Source organism: Bacillota bacterium, from assembly GCA_012842395.1.
Lineage (GTDB): Bacteria > Bacillota > SHA-98 > UBA4971 > UBA4971 > UBA6256.
The window spans coordinates 35,683-53,642 of sequence record DUSX01000035.1 but is presented as its reverse complement, the minus strand read 5'-3'; the positions used below and the strand labels follow the sequence as shown (position 1 = coordinate 53,642).

18 protein-coding genes are annotated in these 17,960 nt (G+C 64.6%); 16 read left to right on the top strand and 2 right to left on the bottom strand.

Annotated features, from left to right (window positions below):
• Positions 1-2 precede the first annotated feature (2 nt).
• Positions 3-1,502: an HD domain-containing protein gene (locus GX515_12225; GenBank protein HHY33762.1), complete on the bottom strand. Its 1,500-nt coding sequence runs from the start codon at positions 1,500-1,502 to the stop codon at positions 3-5.
• A 400-nt stretch (positions 1,503-1,902) separates the two neighbouring features.
• Here GX515_12225 and GX515_12220 point away from each other — a divergent pair, with 400 nt between their 5' ends.
• From GX515_12220 to GX515_12190, 7 genes are all read left to right on the top strand, one after another.
• Positions 1,903-2,961 carry a L,D-transpeptidase family protein gene (locus GX515_12220; GenBank protein ID HHY33761.1) on the top strand — a complete coding sequence of 353 codons (1,059 nt, stop codon included), beginning with the start codon at positions 1,903-1,905 and terminating at the stop codon, positions 2,959-2,961.
• Positions 2,962-3,202: 241 nt separating this feature from the next.
• On the top strand, positions 3,203-3,388 hold the full coding sequence (locus tag GX515_12215) for an AbrB/MazE/SpoVT family DNA-binding domain-containing protein (protein ID HHY33760.1): 186 nt from the start codon (positions 3,203-3,205) through the stop codon (positions 3,386-3,388).
• A 182-nt stretch (positions 3,389-3,570) separates the two neighbouring features.
• On the top strand, positions 3,571-4,986 hold the full coding sequence (gene glmU / locus GX515_12210) for a bifunctional UDP-N-acetylglucosamine diphosphorylase/glucosamine-1-phosphate N-acetyltransferase GlmU (GenBank protein HHY33759.1): 1,416 nt from the start codon (positions 3,571-3,573) through the stop codon (positions 4,984-4,986).
• A 19-nt stretch (positions 4,987-5,005) separates the two neighbouring features.
• Complete coding sequence (locus GX515_12205; GenBank protein ID HHY33758.1) at positions 5,006-5,953, top strand: ribose-phosphate pyrophosphokinase; 948 nt, start codon at positions 5,006-5,008, stop codon at positions 5,951-5,953.
• A gap of 33 nt (positions 5,954-5,986) precedes the next feature.
• The gene (locus GX515_12200) at positions 5,987-6,658 is read left to right on the top strand and encodes a 50S ribosomal protein L25 (protein HHY33757.1); all 672 of its coding nucleotides are present in this window, start codon (positions 5,987-5,989) and stop codon (positions 6,656-6,658) included.
• A gap of 35 nt (positions 6,659-6,693) precedes the next feature.
• Positions 6,694-7,257 carry an aminoacyl-tRNA hydrolase gene (locus GX515_12195; protein ID HHY33756.1) on the top strand — a complete coding sequence of 188 codons (564 nt, stop codon included), beginning with the start codon at positions 6,694-6,696 and terminating at the stop codon, positions 7,255-7,257.
• 69 nt (positions 7,258-7,326) lie between these two features.
• Positions 7,327-7,704, top strand: coding sequence for a hypothetical protein (locus GX515_12190; GenBank protein ID HHY33755.1), 378 nt, complete (start codon positions 7,327-7,329; stop codon positions 7,702-7,704).
• 145 nt (positions 7,705-7,849) lie between these two features.
• Here the strand turns inward: GX515_12190 and GX515_12185 are convergent, their stop codons facing one another.
• A complete protein-coding gene (locus GX515_12185) occupies positions 7,850-8,044 on the bottom strand; it encodes a small, acid-soluble spore protein, alpha/beta type (GenBank protein HHY33754.1) in 195 nt (64 codons plus the stop codon).
• 467 nt (positions 8,045-8,511) lie between these two features.
• Here GX515_12185 and flgB point away from each other — a divergent pair, with 467 nt between their 5' ends.
• The 9 genes from flgB to GX515_12140 are packed head-to-tail and all read left to right on the top strand — an operon-like array spanning position 8,512 to position 17,880.
• On the top strand, positions 8,512-8,862 hold the full coding sequence (gene flgB, locus GX515_12180; protein ID HHY33753.1) for a flagellar basal body rod protein FlgB: 351 nt from the start codon (positions 8,512-8,514) through the stop codon (positions 8,860-8,862).
• 3 nt (positions 8,863-8,865) lie between these two features.
• On the top strand, positions 8,866-9,336 hold the full coding sequence (gene flgC / locus GX515_12175) for a flagellar basal body rod protein FlgC (protein ID HHY33752.1): 471 nt from the start codon (positions 8,866-8,868) through the stop codon (positions 9,334-9,336).
• Positions 9,337-9,379: 43 nt separating this feature from the next.
• The gene (fliE, locus tag GX515_12170) at positions 9,380-9,682 is read left to right on the top strand and encodes a flagellar hook-basal body complex protein FliE (GenBank protein ID HHY33751.1); all 303 of its coding nucleotides are present in this window, start codon (positions 9,380-9,382) and stop codon (positions 9,680-9,682) included.
• A gap of 3 nt (positions 9,683-9,685) precedes the next feature.
• Positions 9,686-11,509, top strand: coding sequence for a flagellar M-ring protein FliF (gene fliF, locus GX515_12165; GenBank protein HHY33750.1), 1,824 nt, complete (start codon positions 9,686-9,688; stop codon positions 11,507-11,509).
• Positions 11,510-11,515: 6 nt separating this feature from the next.
• Positions 11,516-12,523, top strand: coding sequence for a flagellar motor switch protein FliG (fliG, locus tag GX515_12160; protein ID HHY33749.1), 1,008 nt, complete (start codon positions 11,516-11,518; stop codon positions 12,521-12,523).
• Positions 12,516-13,259 carry a hypothetical protein gene (locus tag GX515_12155; GenBank protein ID HHY33748.1) on the top strand — a complete coding sequence of 248 codons (744 nt, stop codon included), beginning with the start codon at positions 12,516-12,518 and terminating at the stop codon, positions 13,257-13,259. The genes fliG and GX515_12155 overlap by 8 nt, the downstream gene beginning before the upstream one ends.
• Positions 13,243-14,616 (top strand): flagellar protein export ATPase FliI, encoded by a 1,374-nt coding sequence (gene fliI, locus GX515_12150; protein ID HHY33747.1) that lies wholly within the window; start codon positions 13,243-13,245, stop codon positions 14,614-14,616. Before GX515_12155 ends, fliI begins: the two co-directional genes overlap by 17 nt.
• Complete coding sequence (gene fliJ / locus GX515_12145) at positions 14,613-15,119, top strand: flagellar export protein FliJ (GenBank protein HHY33746.1); 507 nt, start codon at positions 14,613-14,615, stop codon at positions 15,117-15,119. Before fliI ends, fliJ begins: the two co-directional genes overlap by 4 nt.
• The gene (locus GX515_12140; protein ID HHY33745.1) at positions 15,067-17,880 is read left to right on the top strand and encodes a hypothetical protein; all 2,814 of its coding nucleotides are present in this window, start codon (positions 15,067-15,069) and stop codon (positions 17,878-17,880) included. Before fliJ ends, GX515_12140 begins: the two co-directional genes overlap by 53 nt.
• The last annotated feature ends 80 nt before the right edge of the window (positions 17,881-17,960 follow it).

Here is a 17,960-nt window from a genome sequence, read left to right as displayed (position 1 = left end):
AGTCATGTACTCCCCCGGTGCTCCTTCCCCTCTGGCTCTCTCTCGCTGCGTTGCAAGGCCTTCCTGGGCACGTCCTTCGTTTTCATTCCCTGCGTTTTCATTTCATGCAGAAAACCCAAGAGGTGGTCGCGCGAATTGAGTTCCGGGTTGTCCAGCACGGCGTCGAAAAGCTTCGCAAGGACCTCACCGACTTCTGGGCCTTCAGGCACGCCGAGCACCCTCATGACATCGTGCCCGTTCACTGCGAGGTCGCGCACTGAAAGCGCCGGGCCCTTGGCCATCACTTCCCTTACCCTCGCGAGGAACGCTGCCATGTTGGCGCCGGGCCCCGGCCCTGCGCCGAACGCGGCTCTGTCGGCCTCACGCAGTTTGGCTAGGTCCCGGATCGTGTCGATGCCGAGGGCCGCAACAATGCGGCGGATGCCCTTGTCTTTGGTGGCCGGGTCGTAGGAGAACATGTGCTTCTCAACGAGCAACGCGACTCTTCGAACGAGCTCGCCCGGGTAGCGGAGTCTCTCGAGCGCCTGGCGCGCGAGAGAGGCGCCTACCTTGTCGTGGCCGAAGAACCTTAGAGCGCCGCTGTGGTCGCGCGCCATGGTCGAGGGCTTTCCGACGTCGTGAAGGAGAGCTGCGAGGCGGAGATGCAGGACCGGCTCTATGAGGTCGGTCACCTTGAGGCTGTGCTCGAACACGTTCTCGACGCAAGGCCCCGAGCCGGCCCATCCTGCTGCCGGCACGGCGAGGCACGATTGCAGCTCGGGCAGGATGTGTCGCAGGAGGCGCGTCCTCTCGGTCATGCGCAGGGCGTTTCCGGCGCCGGGTGAGACGACCATCGCGGAGAGCTCCTCGCGAATCCTCTCCCACGAGATCCTGGTGATAGACTCATGGCCGTCCTCGATTGCCTTAAGGGCCTCAGGGTCGACGGCGAATCCGAGCTCCGCTCCGAGTCGGATCGCCCGGAGCATCCTCAAAGCGTCCTCCTGGAAGCGGGCACGAGGGTCCCCGACGGTGCGGATAACACGCCTCTCTAGGTCGGTGAGGCCGTTGTAGCAATCGATGACGGCCCTTCGCCCGATGTCGTAAGCCATGGCGTTAACTGTGAAATCCCGGCGGGCGAGATCTTCGCTGAGGTCAGACGAGAACACGACCACATCGGGCCTGCGCCCGTCGCTGTACGTGCCGTCCCGGCGGAACGTGGTCACCTCGACCTCATGTCGATCCGCAAGGACGGTGATGGTGCCGTACCGCTTGCCCGTGGATACCGCGCTTCCCCCGAAGATCCGCTCGACCTCGTCGGGGATGGCCGAGGTGCAGACGTCCCAATCCTTCGGTACTCTATTAAGCAGGGAGTCCCGCACGGCTCCGCCCACCACGTACGCGCGATGGCCCCTTGCCTCCAGCTCCCGGACCACGAGAGCGACGTGCTCCGGCACATCGATGCTCATGCTGACCACGCGCTCGTGGGGCTTACGGCCTTGGTCGCCGAAGTGAGCTCTCGCCACGGATCAGAGTCGCCCCCTTAACCCTATTACGGCAACACGGGTCAGCTGAATCGCGCAAGACCATCGCCGTGCCCGGCCAGACCGGCACGTACTGGGGAAGCTCAGCGGTCTCACGCAGCCCCATGAGCGCGGGCGTTAAGCGCACCGCTAGGACCACCCCAAGTATACCCAGGCCGCTCAAACTCCGTCAACACGCTTCGTCAGCTCGCGTGACCTCCGGATTCCGGGAGCGGGGCGCGGCACGGCGAGTGCTGCGGGGCTCGGGCCGGGACGGGGCATAATACACTTGTGCGATTCTCAGCTCAGCGGCTGGCGAGGGACGAAGGCCGTCCTGGGCGTCGGTGGCGTCCTGGGCGTGGTAGGGGCTAGGGGCTGGCTGTAGACGGAGGAAGGTCGATCCATGCACCGCCATTGGCTTGTGTTGACACTGGCGCTTGCCGTGGCGCTTACGCTCGGCCATCTCGTGGCGAAGCCCACCGGTGGAGCCGGGCTGGCGTCGCGAGCGTCTCAAATGCCCAAGACGCAAGGCGCAGCAGAGGAGCAGCGTGACACTGAAAAGGCGCAAGCCATACACCGGGTGAGACAGGCGGAGGAAACCCCCTTCTACTCGTGTTCGTGCGAGCAGGACGAGGTCATCCGGCCCGTGCGCCCGTACCCTTCGGGTGCCGACATCGCGGGTCTCCAGACATACCTTGCGAGCTTCGGGTTCGATCCGGGCCCTGTTGACGGGGTTTACGGGCCTCTGACCGCCGCGGCCGTGGCCGCATTTCAGAGGAGCAGGGGGCTTGAGCCGGACGGAGTCCTCGGCCCGCGGACCTGGATTGCCCTCGGAAGGACCGTGGCCTCTCCGGTGGCGCAGGCACCCGTCCCTCCTCCGCCAGGCCGCGTGGAGATCGTCATAGATACTGTGGACCGGACGCTCACCGTGCTCTCCGACGGGAAACCCTACAAGCGGTTTCCTTGCGCGGTGGGCAAGCCGTCGACACCTTCGCCGCAAGGGCAGTGGAAGGTTGTGTCGAAGGGCGCGTGGAGCGGCGGGTTCGGGACGAGGTGGATGGGCCTTGACGTGCCTTGGGGCAAGTATGGCATCCACGGAACCAACAAGCCGTGGTACATCGGGGACGCAGTGAGCGGCGGGTGCATCAGGATGTTCAATCACGACGTGGAACTCATTTTCGACTGGGTGGAGATCGGCACGCCCGTCGTGATATGTGGAAACCCGTTCGGACCCCTCCGTAACCCCCGGCGTGAGCTCGGCCCTGGAGAGCGGGGGACGGACGTGCTTGCGGCTCAGAGGCGCCTGCGGATGCTGGGGTTCGATCCTGGGCCCGAAAACGGAATGTACGAGGAGCCTACCGCGAATGCAGTGAAGGCGTTCCAGCAGTCGAGAGGCTTGCGCGTGACAGGGGTGGTGACCCCAGACACTTACGACGCCCTCGGGCTCTATCTCTTCGAGTGAAGCGCGAGGGAGTGACCCAGACGGCGCAGAGGCCGCGCCGTCTGGTGAACACGGCGAGTGACCGCAAGGAAACACGCGGGGCGCCGTTTCTGCGCGCAAAGCCGCGCTATCAGTGTGTATTCGGCATTAAATCGAAGTTCTTCGAGGCTTTCTACATTCCATCCTTGAATTCCGCCCAGAACTGTTATAGAATGGGAATGGCAACTCATGCCATGAGTGGGCAGGGAAGGAGGGACAGGAGTTGAGTGAGAATGGGTTGCGGGTGGTCACGAGCGTCTTGCCGGGGGGCACCATCGCCCTGCCGGAGGAGGTGCGGAGGCGTCTTGGGCTCCAGCCCTTTGACGACCTGACTTTCACAGTGGAGAACGGGGTAATCGTCGCGGCCAAGGTCAAGGAGATGTGCGGGCAGTACGGCGCCAACGACTGAGCACCGGGTATCCTTAGCTCCTTTCTTCCGTGAGTTGCTGTTTGCAGGCGAGGGGGGTGGAAGCCGACTCCTCTCGCCGTGTTTTGTGTGCCCGCTCGGGAGGAAACCTTGTATTAGCGTTGAATATGTTTCCGGACTGTACCGGGACTGTACCGGGCCGAATCATCTTCGGGGGAGTGATTATGGAGAGATTCGTCGGGATCGTGCTGGCCGCCGGCCTCGGAACCCGGATGAAATCACGGGTTCCAAAGGTAGTGCACGAGATATGCGGACGCCCAATGCTGCTATACGTGCTCGACGCGGTGGAGGCCGCCGGAGCTGCGAGGATCATAGTCGTGGTTGGCCATGGCGCTGACCTGGTAAAGCAAGTTGTTGGATCTCGGGGGGAGTGCGTCCTCCAGGCCGAACAGCTCGGCACCGGGCATGCGGTCATGGCTGCAAGAAGCGCTCTCGGCGACTATGACGGCACCGTCGCCGTGGTTGTGGGTGATGCGGCTTTCCTCAGCGGCGACGACCTCGCTGCGCTCGTGCGAAAGCATAACGAGAGCGGGGCGGCCGCGACCATGCTCTCCGCCGTGTTCGATGATCCCACCGGGTACGGCCGGATCGTGCGGGGGCCACGGGGAGAGATAGTGAGGATCGTCGAGGAGAAGGACGCGTCGCCCGACGAAGCGGCGATCACCGAGGTCAACAGCTCCATCTACTGCTTCTCGGCGCCGGCTCTCTTCGACGCGCTCCGACACGTGGCTCCGGACAATGCGCAGCGTGAGTACTACCTCACCGACGTGATAGGCATCATGATATCAAGAGGGCTCCGTGTGGAGGTTGTGAGGGCCCGCGACCCCCTCTCCGCTCGCGGCATAAACACGCGGGTGCAGCTCGCCGAGGCGGAGGGCATATTCCGTGACCGGGTGCGCGAGCGCGTCATGCTGGAAGGCGCAACGCTGATGGACCCGAAGTCGACGTTCATAGACGCCGACGTGAAGGTCGGGCGCGACACCGTGATCCTTCCGTTCACGTTCCTTCAGGGGAAGACGGTCATTGGCGAGGGATGCACCATCGGCCCGTTCGTGCGAATGGTGGACACCCAGGTGGCTGACGGGGCCTCCGTGTCGAATGCGGTGGTCGTGGAGTCCGTCATAGGGCCAGGCGCGACGGTGGGACCATATAGCTACATGCGTCCCGGGACCGTGCTCCAAGAGAAGGCGAAGGTCGGCACATTCGTGGAGATCAAGAAGTCTACCATAGGGAAAGGCAGCAAGGTGCCTCATCAGACGTACCTCGGGGATGCCACCGTCGGTGAAGGGGTGAACATCGGCGCAGGCACCATCACTTGTAACTACGACGGTTGGCAGAAGCATCCCACGATAATCGAAGACGGGGTGTTCATCGGCAGCAACTCGAATCTCGTGGCTCCTGTCAAGATCGCGAGGGGTGCGTACGTCGCTGCGGGGTCCACGATTACTAGGGATGTCCCGGAAGGCGCGCTCGGCATCGCGCGCGGCCTGCAGAAAGAGATCCCGGGCTGGGTACAAAAGCGCCTCGAACGGCGGAAGAACACATCCAGAGGGGAGTCAGGAGGTTTGCGCGATGAGTGAGCTAGGCGGAATCCACATGATGCTTCCGTCCTACAAGAAAATGAAGATCTTCACGGGGCGTGCTCACCCCGCCCTGGCGGAGGCGATAGCAGCCCACCTCGGGGTAGGCCTTGCGGCCATGAAGGTGGACAGGTTCCGTGATGGCGAGATAAGGGTGGCAATAGAGGAGAGTGTCAGAGGCACGGACGTGTTCGTGGTCCAGCCCACCTGCCCACCTGTCAACGAGAACCTGATGGAGCTCCTTATAATCATCGACGCCATGCGTCGCGCTTCGGCCAAGACGGTCACAGCCGTGATACCGTACTACGGTTACGCAAGGCAGGACAGGAAGACGAAGGCCCGGGACCCGATAACCGCCAAGCTTGTGGCGAACCTGCTCGTCACGGCGGGGTGCGACAGGATGCTCACGGTGGATCTTCACGCGGGCCAGGTCCAAGGGTTCTTCGACATCCCCGTGGACCCCCTTCTCGCCATGCCGATCCTGGCCAACTACATCGAGGAGGCCGGGCTTGCCGACTGCGTGGTCGCGTCGCCGGACATCGGAGGCGTGGCGAGGGCGCGCGCGATGGCCGGGAAGCTTGGCGCAGACCTCGTGGTCATCGACAAGAGGCGGCCGGAGCCGAACGTGTCCGAAGTGATGAACATCATCGGTGATGTAAAAGGGAGAACTGTCATCCTCATTGATGATATAATAGACACCGGCGGTACAATAGTGCAGGCGGCTGACGCCCTTTACGACGCGGGCGCGCGCGAGGTTTACGCGGCCTGCACCCATGCGCTCCTGTCGGGGCCGGCCCGAGACATCTTGACGGCGTCCGGTATCAAGAAGACCATCGTGACGGACACGATACCCATCGACGCGTCTAGACGCCCGGAGCGGATGGAGGTGCTCTCGGTCGCGCCTCTGTTGGCCGAGGCCATCCGCCGCATTTACGAGGAGCTTTCGGTGTCGATCCTCTTTGATTAGGTGAAGGAAGAGTTCGGAAGGAGCGGTTACGACGTGAAAGAGGTAGTTGTGAAGGCGAACCTGAGACGTGAGACCGGCAAAGGCGCGGCGCACAGGGCGCGCGCAAAGGGTGAGGTGCCGGCGGTGATATACGGCAAAGGGAAAGGCTCGACTCCCATCACCTTGAATGAACGGGAGTTTCACAGGGCCGTGCAGGCGGGTCTCGGCGCCGGCAAGCTGGTCAAATTGGTCATCGGCGCCGACGGGGGCGACAGCGTCGAGAAAACCGCCGTGCTCAAGGAGGTTCAGCGAGATTTCATAAAAGGTGACATCATCCACGCAGACTTCCAGGAGGTGTCCCTCACTGAAGCCATAAGCGCCATGATCCCGGTGGTGCTTGTGGGCGAGGATAGACGCCCGAACGACGGCGGCGTTCTGGAGCACTTGCTCTGGCAGATCCAGCTCCATGCCTTGCCGACCGAAATGCCTGACAGGATCGAGGTCGATGTGTCCGGCCTGAAGATCGGGGACTCCATTAAGGTGGGCGATCTCAAGCTACCGCATGGCGTCCGTACGCTTACGCACGCGGAAGAGGCTGTGGTGGCCGTGGCGGCGCCCACAAAGGCCGCGGAGGAGAAGCCTGCCGCTGAAGCTGGCGAGGCGGCTGCTGCTGCTGGCGGGGCCGGCGGGCCCGGAGCGGCCGGAACCCCCGGCGAGGCAAGCTGACGAGAGGCAAGAACGATAAGAGGCGGAGGACGCTCGTGAAGCTTGTTGTCGGGCTCGGCAACCCGGGCAGCGAGTACGAGGGATCCAGGCACAACGTGGGTTTCATGGTGATCGACCTCCTTGCTAGGAGGAAAGGCATCAGGGTCGGGCAGAGGCGATTCCACGCGCTCCTCGGGCAGGGAGAGATCGCTGGCGAAGAAGTGCTCCTTGCCAAGCCCATTACTTACATGAACCGCAGCGGCTATGCCGTCCGCGCCATCGCGGGCTGGTATGGCATCGGGCTGCCGGATATCCTCGTGGTCGTGGATGACATGGCGTTGGATCCGGGTCGCATACGCGTGCGGCCGAAAGGCAGCGATGGAGGTCACAACGGCCTGAAATCGATAATCGCCCTGCTCGGCAGCGAGGAGTTTCCGAGGCTGAGGGTGGGCATAGGGAAGCCGGGCCCTGCCGACGACGCCATAAGCCACGTGCTTGGCTGGTTTACCCGCGATGAGCTTCCCACGGTCTCAGAGGCGTTCGGCAGGGCCGCCGACGCCGTGGAAGTCTGGATCAGCTCCGGGATCGACGAGGCCATGAACAGGTTCAACGGCTCATGAACAACGGGATGATGTCCGCCATGCGGCGGGCGAGAGAGTCTCTGCTGCTCGATGGTGGTGGGGCGATGCATGTCCGTCATTGAGAAAGCGAGAGAGCTCGCGGATGCGTTGAAGCAGTGTCCAGAGTTCGTGCGGGTGCGAAACGCTAGGAACGAGATAGAGTCTCACGAGGCCGCGAGGATCATGTTCCGGGACTTCGAGAAAATGAGACGGGATATCGAGGCGCTCGCCCGGAAGGGCGAGGAGGTCCCCCAAGAGAAACTGGACGCGTTCAATCGGTCTCTCGAGATAATCTCATACAATCCGTATATAAGGGAATTCTTGGATGCTGAGGTTGCGTTCGCCAAGCTGTTCGCTGAGGTCCAGGAGACGATAGTCCGCCCCCTTGGAGACTTGAACCCCGATGCGGCAAGCGCGTCCCAGCCCGCTGGAGAGGCTCAGGGCTAAAATGAAACCGTGCGCGGCCCGGCCATGATTCAGACATAACCGCAGGTCGAGGCCTACGCCTGCGCGTCTTCTTTCCCGCCGCTTTTGAAGCACTCTCTTGAAGCTTGCAACACGAGGCATAAAGGAAGAGTAGGGGCGTTAGCCCCTATCTCCCGATCTGCCTGGCCATGAGCTCCTCGGCCTTTTGAATGAGACCTCGGACTATCAGCCCGGCTTCTCGCGTGGTGATGTTGCCATAGTCGTACACGCCATTGTCCACCTGGATCTTGTCGGCGAAGCCGAGCTCGCGCGCGATCTCGTACTTCACCTCATCCGAGACAATGCTGCGATTTCGACCCATAGCTCCACCTCCATCATTAGTGTCCCCCGGTCCAGTCGGAAGATGTCAGGGTCTATTTGGGGCGCCCGGCTCTAAGTAGATCGCCATGAACCTCCGATGCCTTCCAGCGTGCAAGTCCCGCCCTCCGAGCCTCGTCCCCTCAAAAAGAGAGCACAGTGGTCCTGTCACTCGCCCGATGGCGAACGGTGTCCGATGCTGCGATGACGAACAGTGTCCGGCGCTGCGGCGAAAGAAATACATGGATGTGAGCAAATTTTGCTCGTGCGGCGGAGGTGAGCGGCGAAGCGGCTCTCTCGACCTACCCCATTTTTGGTGTGCTGCGCGGTTCCTGTCGAACGCTGTCCTCGTTCAAGCTGGCATCACAATTGCTAGTGCCTTAAGCGAGTCCATGTCTCTTCGTGTTCCCAGACGACCTAGGCCGCCGTGCGCCGTGCGCAGACGGCAACAGGAGGGAGACGATGAAGCCCATTCTTGGGGACAACACCCTCACGATCCTGTCGAAAGCTCTCGACGCGCTGTCTCTTCGGCATGAAGTGATAGCGGACAACATTGCAAACGTCAATACACCGGGCTTTAAGGCCAAGTACGTGCGGTTTGAGGATGAGCTCAAGGCGGCAGCGTCCCGCGGTGATCTCGCGGCGTTTCGGCCGGTTATCGAGGAAGACCAGCTTGCCGTGAGGGCCGATGGCAACAGCGTGGATATCGACCTCGAAAACGCGCGGTTGGCCGAGACGAGCATCACGTACAGTGCCATCTCGCAATTGGTCTCGAGCCGATTCAGCTTGCTCAAGTATGTCATAAGTGAGGGGAGGCGGTAACACGTGGGTATCTTCTCCTCTTTCAGGATAAGCGCAACCGGGCTTGCCGCTGAACGTCTGCGCATGGACGTGATTGCCAACAACATTGCGAACGTCAACACCACGCGCACAGAGGACGGGCGCCCCTACCGAAGACACGAGGTCGTCTTCCGCGCCCTCGAGAGCGAGGCCACAGGTGAGAGCGGTGCGACGCGCACGGGCGGCAGCGTCGGGGCACGGCTTTCTGGTTCCGGAGCCCCGGGCCGGGGCGTTGCCGTGGTCGCGATAGTGGAGGACCCGTCTCCGCCGCGGATGGTGTATGATCCCGGCCACCCGGATGCGGACGCCCAGGGTTACGTGGCGATGCCCAATGTCGACCCGGTTAGAGAGCTCGTGGACATGATATCGGCCGCGAGAGCCTACGAGGCCAACGTCACGGCCCTTGATGCCGCGAAGACGATGGCCATGAAGGCGCTGGACATTGGCAGGGCTTAGTAAGTGAAGGAACACGGATGTGCTCTGAGGACGGTGTGGTGCGATGGATATCAAGGTCAGCTCAACGCTGAGGAAGACCCTCGACGAGCTCAGCCGCGGCGGTGCGACGGGCGCCCAGGCCACCCTTGAGGACTTCAAGGAGATGCTGGACAGCGCCATCGATACGGTGAATAACCTTCAAAGAAACGCCGACAAGCTCACCCAGCAGCTTGCCACGGGCGAGCTCAAAGACCTTCACCAGGTCATGATCGCAGTCGAGGAGGTCAACGTCGCGCTGCAGCTCACGATGCAGATAAGGAACAAGATCGTCGAGGCCTACCAGGAAGTAATGAGGATGCAGGTGTAAGCCATGGCAGCCATCGGGCAGAACCTCGGGCGCCAGGCGCGCTCGCTGTGGGACCAAATGACATCCGGGCAAAAGCTCATGGTCCTGCTGGCGGTTGCCCTCGGGGTGATCGCCATGGTCCTCCTTTTGAGCAGAGCGGGCAAGACCGAGATGGTGGCGCTCTACACGAACCTTTCGGCGAGCGACGCCGCGGACATCGTGGCCAAGCTGCGGGAGATGAATGTTCCCTACGAGATCTCCGATGGCGGGGCGACCATCATGGTGCCCGTCTCGGACGTGTACGAGACGCGCATGAGCCTAGCGAGCCAGGGGTTGCCCAAAGGCGGCACCGTAGGATTCGAGATATTCGACAGGACGAGTTTCGGCGTCACCGAGTTCACCCAGAAGATGAATTACCAGCGGGCGCTCCAGGGCGAGCTTACCCGCACCATACTCCAGCTCCGCGAGGTCGAGGACGCCCGGGTTCACATCGCCATACCGGAGCCCGAACTATACACCGACGAGCAAAAGCCGCCCACGGCCTCAGTCATGGTGAAACTGCGTAGCGGCGCGACGTTGTCCAGGGGACAGGTGGAGGGGATCGTGAGGCTGGTCTCGTCGAGCGTCGAAGGCTTGAGCCCCAGCAACGTAACGGTGCTGGATGTGGACGGGAACATTCTCTACGCCGCGAGCGACGATTCCGACACAGGGGTGGCGACGTCGCTCACGCTTACCCAGCTTGAGGCCAAGAGGGCTTACGAAAAGGATCTCGAGAAGAGCGTCGAGAGCATGCTTACAGAGGTGCTCGGACCGCGGAAAGTCGTGGTGCGCGTGAATGCCGAGATCAACTTCGACCGGCGGGAGCAAAACAGCGAGCTCTTCCAGCCTATGCCCACGGGGCTCGGCGTGATCCGCGAGCAGACCAAGGTTCACGAGGTTAGCTCGACTTCATCCGCGGCCGCGGCCGGGGTGCCGGGCACCGCGTCGAACGTGGACGCGGCAGGCGCCTCCGGGGCCGGGACGCTCTCCACGGTTGGCTCGGTCGCGGCAGGGTCGGCAGGGATGGCGGGGACAACAGGGGCAACAGGGGCAGGTGCGGCAGCGGGGTCAGCAGGAGTGGCAGGGACATCCGGCACCAGCGCGAGCGCGGTGCTTGATGGCACCCAGGCGGTCGCGGGCGGTGTTTACCGCACTGGGCAACGTCCCGGCGAGGTGAGCGGAGAGGAGAGGTCCGAGGAGACCACGCGGTACGAGATATCCCGGGTGGTCGAACACACGGTCAAGGCCCCCGGCGAGGTGAAGAGGCTTTCGGTAGCGGCCATAGTGGCGGCTCCCTTAAGTGATACGCAGCTTCAGGCCATCACAAGGTCGGTGGGTGCGGCGGTGGGAATCGACCCTGCTAGGGGCGACTCGCTCATCGTGGAGCCCATGGAGTTCGGCGCGCCGCTGGCCGCGGAAAGCGGGACAGCGGGGGCTGCGGGCGAAGAGGGGGCGAAGGAGCCCTTGAACATCGGCGAGGTGCTCGTGGCCAACATAGAGTACATCCTCGCGGGGATAATCGCGCTTTTCCTCATCGGGTTCGTGATATCCGTGGTGCGTCAGAGAGGGCCGGGGCGGCCTATCCCAGTGCCCGTTCCCGCAATGCCAGCCCTTGCGCCTGCGCCTGGGCCCGGAGCCGGAGGGGCTGAGGTCGCGGCTCCTCCAGTGGCCGCCGCGGGCGAAGAGGCCGAGGGTGGGAGGCCGGCCGAGCCGGCGCGGGCCCCGCAGGAGTTCCCCACGCGCCCTGCGCCAGCGGCTGAGACGGCCGCAAGGGTGATATCCGGGTGGATGGACGAGGACAAGAGGTGACCGGCCTTGGCGCCAGCCACTGAACTCAGCGGAAAGAGAAAGGCAGCCATAGCTCTCGTGGCTCTTGGGTCGGAGATGTCGGCGGAGGTGTTCAAGTACCTCGACGAGGCCAAGATCGAGCAGCTTACTCTCGAGATCGCGAGCCTCGGCAACGTGCCGCCCGAGATCCGCAGGCAAGTTCTGGATGAATTCTACGAGAAATGTGAAGCTCAAGAGTATGCCACAGGCGGCATCGAGTACGTGAAGCAGGTACTGGAGCGTGCGCTCGGCCCGCACCGCGCCGCCGAGATCATCGAGAAGATAACCGCGTCGCTCCAGGAGAAGCCGTTCAGCTTCGCCCGACAAGTTGATCCGGCCCAGCTCGTGAACTTCATCGAGAATGAGCACCCTCAAACCATCGCGCTCATCCTGGCTTACCTTCGTCCAGAGCAGGCTGCGGTGGTGCTCTCAGCGCTCCCCCAGGGGCTTCAGACCGAGGTGGCCGTGCGGCTCGCCGAGATGGACAGGACCGCTCCGGAGGTAGTCGCCCAGGTGGAGAAGGTCCTCGAGAGCCGGCTCTATTCCATCGGCGGCCAGAGCTACAATTTCGCGGGGGGCACGAAGGCCCTCGTGGACGTGCTGAACCGCGTGGACCGGGGAACTGAGAAGACCATCCTCGAGGAACTGGAGGAACAAAACCCGGCGCTGGCTGAGGAGGTCAAGAACCTCATGTTCGTGTTCGAGGACATCACTCTCCTCGACGACCGGGCGATACAGACGTTCCTCAAGGAGATCGACACGAAAGACCTCGCGCTCGCACTCAAAGCCGCAAGCGAGGAGGTCAAGAAGAGGATCTTCAGCAACATGTCGGAGCGCGCCGCGGAGATGCTGCGCGAGGACATGGAGTTCATGGGGCCCGTGCGCCTCCGAGTGGTGGAAGAGGCTCAGCAACGGATAGTCACGATCATCCGCAGGCTCGAGGAAGCGGGCGACATTGTCATCGCAAGAGGCGCGGAGGACGAGGTTCTTGTCTAGGATCATCAAGGCGGAAGAAGTCTGGAAAAATCCGGACCTCATCGGCGACAAGAAGCTGGAGGCCTTTCTTGGCACCTTGTCTGGGCCCACGGCCTCTCCGCGTGGATGGAGGCGCGGGGCGGTGGATGCGGAGGTCGATCCTGCCGCGCTTGCCCGGTCCCTCATTGAGCGGGCAGAGCTGGCCGCCAAGGCCAGGCTCGAGGAGGCGGAGCGGGAGCGCGCGCGGATCTTGAAAGAGGCGTACGACAAGGGCTACGAGGAAGGGCGAGCGGAAGCCGCGGCGAGGGTGACTGAGCACGCGCGGGATCTTCTAGAGTACCTGGAGACCCTGGCGCGCGGGGTGGCACAGGCCACCGAGAGCGCCGTAAGAGCGGCGGAGGACACTGTAGCCCAGCTCGCCATCGAGGTGGCGGAGAAGATCCTTAAGCACGAGGTGTCCCTGGATGGGTCGGTCGTCCTCGGGATGGTCCGGGAATCTGTGGAGAAGGCAAAGGCCGGCGGGCCCATCAAGATCAGGGTGAGCGCGTGGGATCTCGACCGGGTGAAGGACTTCCGCGACGAGATCATGAGGATCGCCGATGACGTCACGTCCATCGAGATCGTGGAGGATCCCAGGGTGGAGCCCGGCGGATGCATCGTGGAGACGGATTTCGGCTCGGTGGACGCGCGGCTCGGAACCCAGCTGCGCGAGGTGAGGAGGGCTTTCTTTGGTAACGGCGATGCCGCTCCTTTCTGAACCCGCCGTGACCTCCGCTTCGCCCTCTAGGGGCGGAGCCGGAAGGGGCGTGGACATATCGAGATTCCAGACGGCCGTCAGGGCGTGCGACCCGCTCAGGGTGAGCGGCAGGGTCGTGCAGGTCATTGGGCTTGTGGTGGAGTCCATGGGCCCGCCCGCGCACGTGGGCGAGGTCTGCCGAATCTACACGAGAAGACAGAGGATGCCGGTCCAGGCGGAGGTCGTGGGCTTCAGGGAGGGAAAAACGCTCCTCATGGTCCTCGGCGACAGGAACGGCATCGAACCCGGAAGCGAGGTCGTCGCAAGCGGGCGCGAGGCTATGGCACCTGTGGGCGAGGGGCTTCTCGGGCGCGTCATCGATGGCCTCGGCCAGCCGATAGACGGGAAAGCCCCTATCAAGCCAGAGGCCGAGTACCCTCTCCTCAACTCGCCTCCGCCGCCGCTCGAGCGGGCGAGGATCTCGGAGCCTCTTGCGCTGGGCGTGCGGGCGGTCGACGCGGCGCTCACGTGCGGCAAGGGGCAGAGGCTGGGGATCTTCGCGGGGAGTGGTGTCGGCAAGAGCACGCTCCTGGGCATGTTCGCGAGGAACACCTCCGCCGACGTGAACGTGATAGCGCTGGTGGGGGAGAGGGGTCGCGAGGTCCGCGAGTTTATCGAGAAGGACCTTGGCCCCGAGGGGCTCAGGCGGTCTGTGGTGGTGGTCGCCACGTCGGACCAGGCAAGCCTCGTGCGGCTCAAGGGCGCCCTGCTCGCGACGGCGATCGCGGAATACTTCCGCGATACCGGGCGGGACGTGCTGCTCATGATGGACTCCCTGACCCGCCTCGCCATGGCCCAGCGCGAGGTGGGGCTGGCCATCGGAGAGCCGCCGACCACCCGCGGCTACACCCCGTCGGTGTTCTCCATGATGCCTCGATTGCTCGAGCGCGCCGGGAACTCATCCTCGGGCAGCATCACGGGCCTTTACACGGTACTGGTCGAGGCGGACGACATGAACGAGCCTGTGGCTGACGCGGCGCGGAGCATTCTCGACGGCCACATTGTCCTGTCGCGGGAGCTCGCAATGTTGAACCACTATCCAGCGATAGACATCCTCGCCAGCGTGAGCAGGGTGATGCCGGATGTCACAGACGAGGCGCACCTAAAGGCGGCCGCGAAAATGCGCGAGGCGCTCAGCATCTACAGGGAGGCTGCGGACCTCATAAACATTGGGGCCTACGTGCCCGGGAGCAACCCGAAGATCGACTGGGCCATGACGATGATCGACAACATAAACGCCTTCCTGAAACAAGGGATCAACGAGAAGGCGGATTATAAGGAGACCGTTTCGAGACTGCGAAGCATGTTCGGACGATGAGGAGATTCAAGTTTCGCCTGCAGAAGCTGCTGGAAGTGAGACGGCTGAGGGAGGATGCGCTCCGGCAGGAGCTTGCACGAGCCCAGGAAGCGGTCCGGCGTGAGAAGGCCGTGCTTGAGAAGCTGAGAGCCGCTCGTGGCGCGACCCTCGAGGGCCTGCGGGCGAACGTCGACGGCGCCCTGGACGTCCAGTGGATCGCCGCCTACCACCGCTATCTAGGGTTTCTGGCCTGTCGCATCGAGGAGCAACGGGCGGCCGTGGATCGCGCGGTCCGCGAGGAGACTCTGAAGCGGGAGGCGCTCATTGCAGCGCGGCGCGCGCGCAAGGTCGTCGAGAAGCTGAGGGAGCGGGCATACGCGCGCTACCGCGAGGAGGTATCCCGGTCGGAACAGGCGTTCCTCGATGAGGTGGGGACCATGAGGTACGCGCGGAAAGGAGGTGAAGACCTGAGTGGAGATACTGTTTTCCATATGCCTGGACGAGGCGCAGGCGATCGGTCCTGAGCCGCGCCCGGCAGGCGTGGGCAGGCTCGTGACGAGCGCGGAGGGCCTGGCAGGAGCGGCCGGCGCGGCTGCGGCCGAGGACCCGGAGACGGGGGAAAGGGTCGATGCCCGCGCGGACTTCGCGGCGGAGCTGGCGGCGGAGCTCGAAACCCGCGCCCGGGGGCGCTCGCTCGCGGGCCCGGCGGCGGCCGCGCCCGGGGAGCCGCGTGGGCGCGGTGGGCGCGCGACGGCCCGTGGGAAGGGCGGCGCGGAGGAGGACCCGCCCGTAGAGGCCGGCCTCGGCCTGCGCGAAGCGGGGGTGAAGGCTACGCTCGGTGTGGCTGACAGTGGATCAGCCGAGGCGCAGCGCCGTGACTCTGGAGAGGGAGAGGGGCAGGCGCAGGTGCAGGGTGCGCAAGCCGCGCAAGCGGCCGCGGCCATGCCTTCGGCCTCTCTGGGGGCGGCTGGTCGGGAAACCATGCCTGCGAGCTCTGCGGGGCGGTCAGCCGAGACCGGGCGAGCCGAGGCGCTCGCGCGGCGCGTGGGTGGACGTCCTGCGTCTACGGCGACGGCGTTTCCTGAATCCCGGCGTGCGCGTGCAGTAGGTGCGGCCTCGAGTGGCACGCAGCCCGTGGAGGGACCGGCGGCGGGAGCCGGAGAAGCGGTTTCCTCCCGTGACGCGCACGTGGGCGAGACGCACGAGAGGTTCTCCTGGCACGCGCGGCAGGAGGCGCCGGCGCGGGCTGACGAGCAGGCGGAGGAGGGAGGCGTCGCGGCTGTACGGGGGGCGCGAGGAGATGAGCTCGCCCCAGGCAACGACGTGGGCGCGGATCATCACGGTTCGTTCGACGAAAGCGCTGCTGAACGCGGGCAGGCGGCAGTGGAGGGTGCCCGTTCCCGGGTGGCTCCCATGGGCTCCGATGGCGCATCGAAGGCCGCATCTTTCGGTGACGGCCAGGCTGCCCACCGGCTGGGGCGCCGTGAGAACGGGGACACGAGGAAACTTGCGGCAGGCGAAAATGCCGGCGTCGTGGATGTACGCGCCGGCGCCGATCTAGGCGCGGGCGCGGGAGCGGGCGAGAGTCCCGAGGCAACCGCTAACCCGAAGCAGCCTACCGCGAAGCTCGGAGGAACAAGCAGCAGCTTGGGACCTGGACGCGGACAAAGCCCGGAGGCCACGACAGGGCTGGGGATCGTCTCGTCAGACGGAGCACCGGCGCGGCTGCCAGGATCCGGGCGGCGAGATACGTCGGAACGAGCAGCCAGCTCCTCGAGAGGCTTCCCGGACGACCTCCTGGCTGACGCGGGGGTGGAGATCACCTCCGGGCGCGGTTCGGTCGTCGGAAACGCACAAAGGACAGCCTCGTTTGGCTCGCGAACACGAGCGATGAGGCTTGTGCCTGGTGGCTCGGCCGCAGAGCCGGGCGCGCGTCCGCCGCGAGCCGAGAGGACAATGGTCAGTGCCACTGCGGAAGCTCTGGCCGGAGGCGGGGTCGAGACCGCGCGCGACGACACGAGTGACGCGGGGCATATGGCGCGTGTGCCGCGTGTGCTGCGGCTCGGGGAGGAGGGTGTCGGCGCTGCTCCCACGGGCGTGTCAGTGCCGCGTCAGGCTGAATCCGGCGACTGCGACGCTGGCGCGAAAACGCAGACGCTGGGTGCTACACCTCCGGGGGGCCAGGACACGACTCCCAGAGAGGCTGCCGCCCGGGACGTCCCCATTCGGAATGCGGTTGTCCCGCCCGGAGCTCCCGCCGGGCAAGCCGTGGCGGGTGCGGGACGGGCGGATGATGCGGCCTGCGGGAAGACCGATGTTGGTGACGGGCGCCATGAGGAGGCCATCCGCTGCGAGACGCCGGCGGAGTCCCGCTCGGGAGCGGAGGTGGAGGCGAAGGCGAGGGTGGAGGAGCCGAGTCGAGCACCCCATACTGAGCCGTGTAGTCCAGGGGATGCCCGGGTGGATGGCGCGCATCACCCGCATGCCGCAGCCGGAGAGCGCAACGCGCTGGCGACCCGGAAGGAGCATGAGGATACCGCGGGGAGCGACGCGCTGTTCCGGCAGGAATGCCCTCCGGTACAAGAGACGGCCGTTCCCGACGTGGAAGTGTCAACAGAAAGACCCGCGTCCGAGCGTCTCGGGGCATCCGGGCACAGGGCGGCCGACGACTCGGTGGGCACGGCGCGAAGACGGGCCGCGGAGCGTGAGAACTCCGAGACAGCGTTGGACAAGCCATCTGCGACGCCCTTGAGTCCGAACTCGTCTGCGTCGCACGAGGCTAAGCAGATAAGCAGTCAGGTGACTCACGGTCCTCAGGCGCACGAGCGCGAGACACCGGTCACGGCGCGGGCCGTTATCGACCAGATCGTCCAGCGGGCCCAGCTCCGCCTTGGAAGGTCCGAGGCGGAGATGACGATAGACCTCAAGCCCGACGTCCTGGGCAAGGTGCACCTCAAGGTAACCAGTGAGCAAGGGCGGGTGGTGGCGGAGATCAGGGCCGAGAGCGCAGCGACCAGGCAGCTCATCGAGGCAGGGCTCGGCGACCTGAAGGCCGCGCTTGCCGAGAAAGGGATTGACCTCGGGGCGGTCGCCGTCTCCAGCGGCTTCGGAGCAGGGGTCGCGTGGAGCGGGGGCGGTTCGCGGTGGCCCGGGGACAGCGCGGGGCACGGGCTCGCGGAGGCGGCGCCGAGAGCGGGCAGGTCAGGCGCGCTGCGCGGAGCGACGTCTTTCGCCACCTCAAGGCCGTCTGCGGGAAGCGTCCACCTTGTGGATTGCGTGGCATAGCGGATTACGAGCGCGGCACCTGCCCGCACGCTTCCGAGAGACGCGGCAGGCGGCCGGGTCACTTCACTTCCAGAAGGAAA

Coding starts and splice junctions, on each gene's coding strand:
- GX515_12185 (HHY33754.1), bottom strand. CDS start 8,044: ATGGGTCGAAATCGCAGCATTGTCTCGGATGAGGTGAAGTACGAGATC.
- GX515_12205 (HHY33758.1), top strand. CDS start 5,006: ATGCTTCCGTCCTACAAGAAAATGAAGATCTTCACGGGGCGTGCTCAC.
- fliI (HHY33747.1), top strand. CDS start 13,243: ATGCCGCTCCTTTCTGAACCCGCCGTGACCTCCGCTTCGCCCTCTAGG.
- fliJ (HHY33746.1), top strand. CDS start 14,613: ATGAGGAGATTCAAGTTTCGCCTGCAGAAGCTGCTGGAAGTGAGACGG.
- glmU (HHY33759.1), top strand. CDS start 3,571: ATGGAGAGATTCGTCGGGATCGTGCTGGCCGCCGGCCTCGGAACCCGG.
- fliE (HHY33751.1), top strand. CDS start 9,380: ATGGATATCAAGGTCAGCTCAACGCTGAGGAAGACCCTCGACGAGCTC.
- fliF (HHY33750.1), top strand. CDS start 9,686: ATGGCAGCCATCGGGCAGAACCTCGGGCGCCAGGCGCGCTCGCTGTGG.
- GX515_12220 (HHY33761.1), top strand. CDS start 1,903: ATGCACCGCCATTGGCTTGTGTTGACACTGGCGCTTGCCGTGGCGCTT.
- GX515_12190 (HHY33755.1), top strand. CDS start 7,327: ATGTCCGTCATTGAGAAAGCGAGAGAGCTCGCGGATGCGTTGAAGCAG.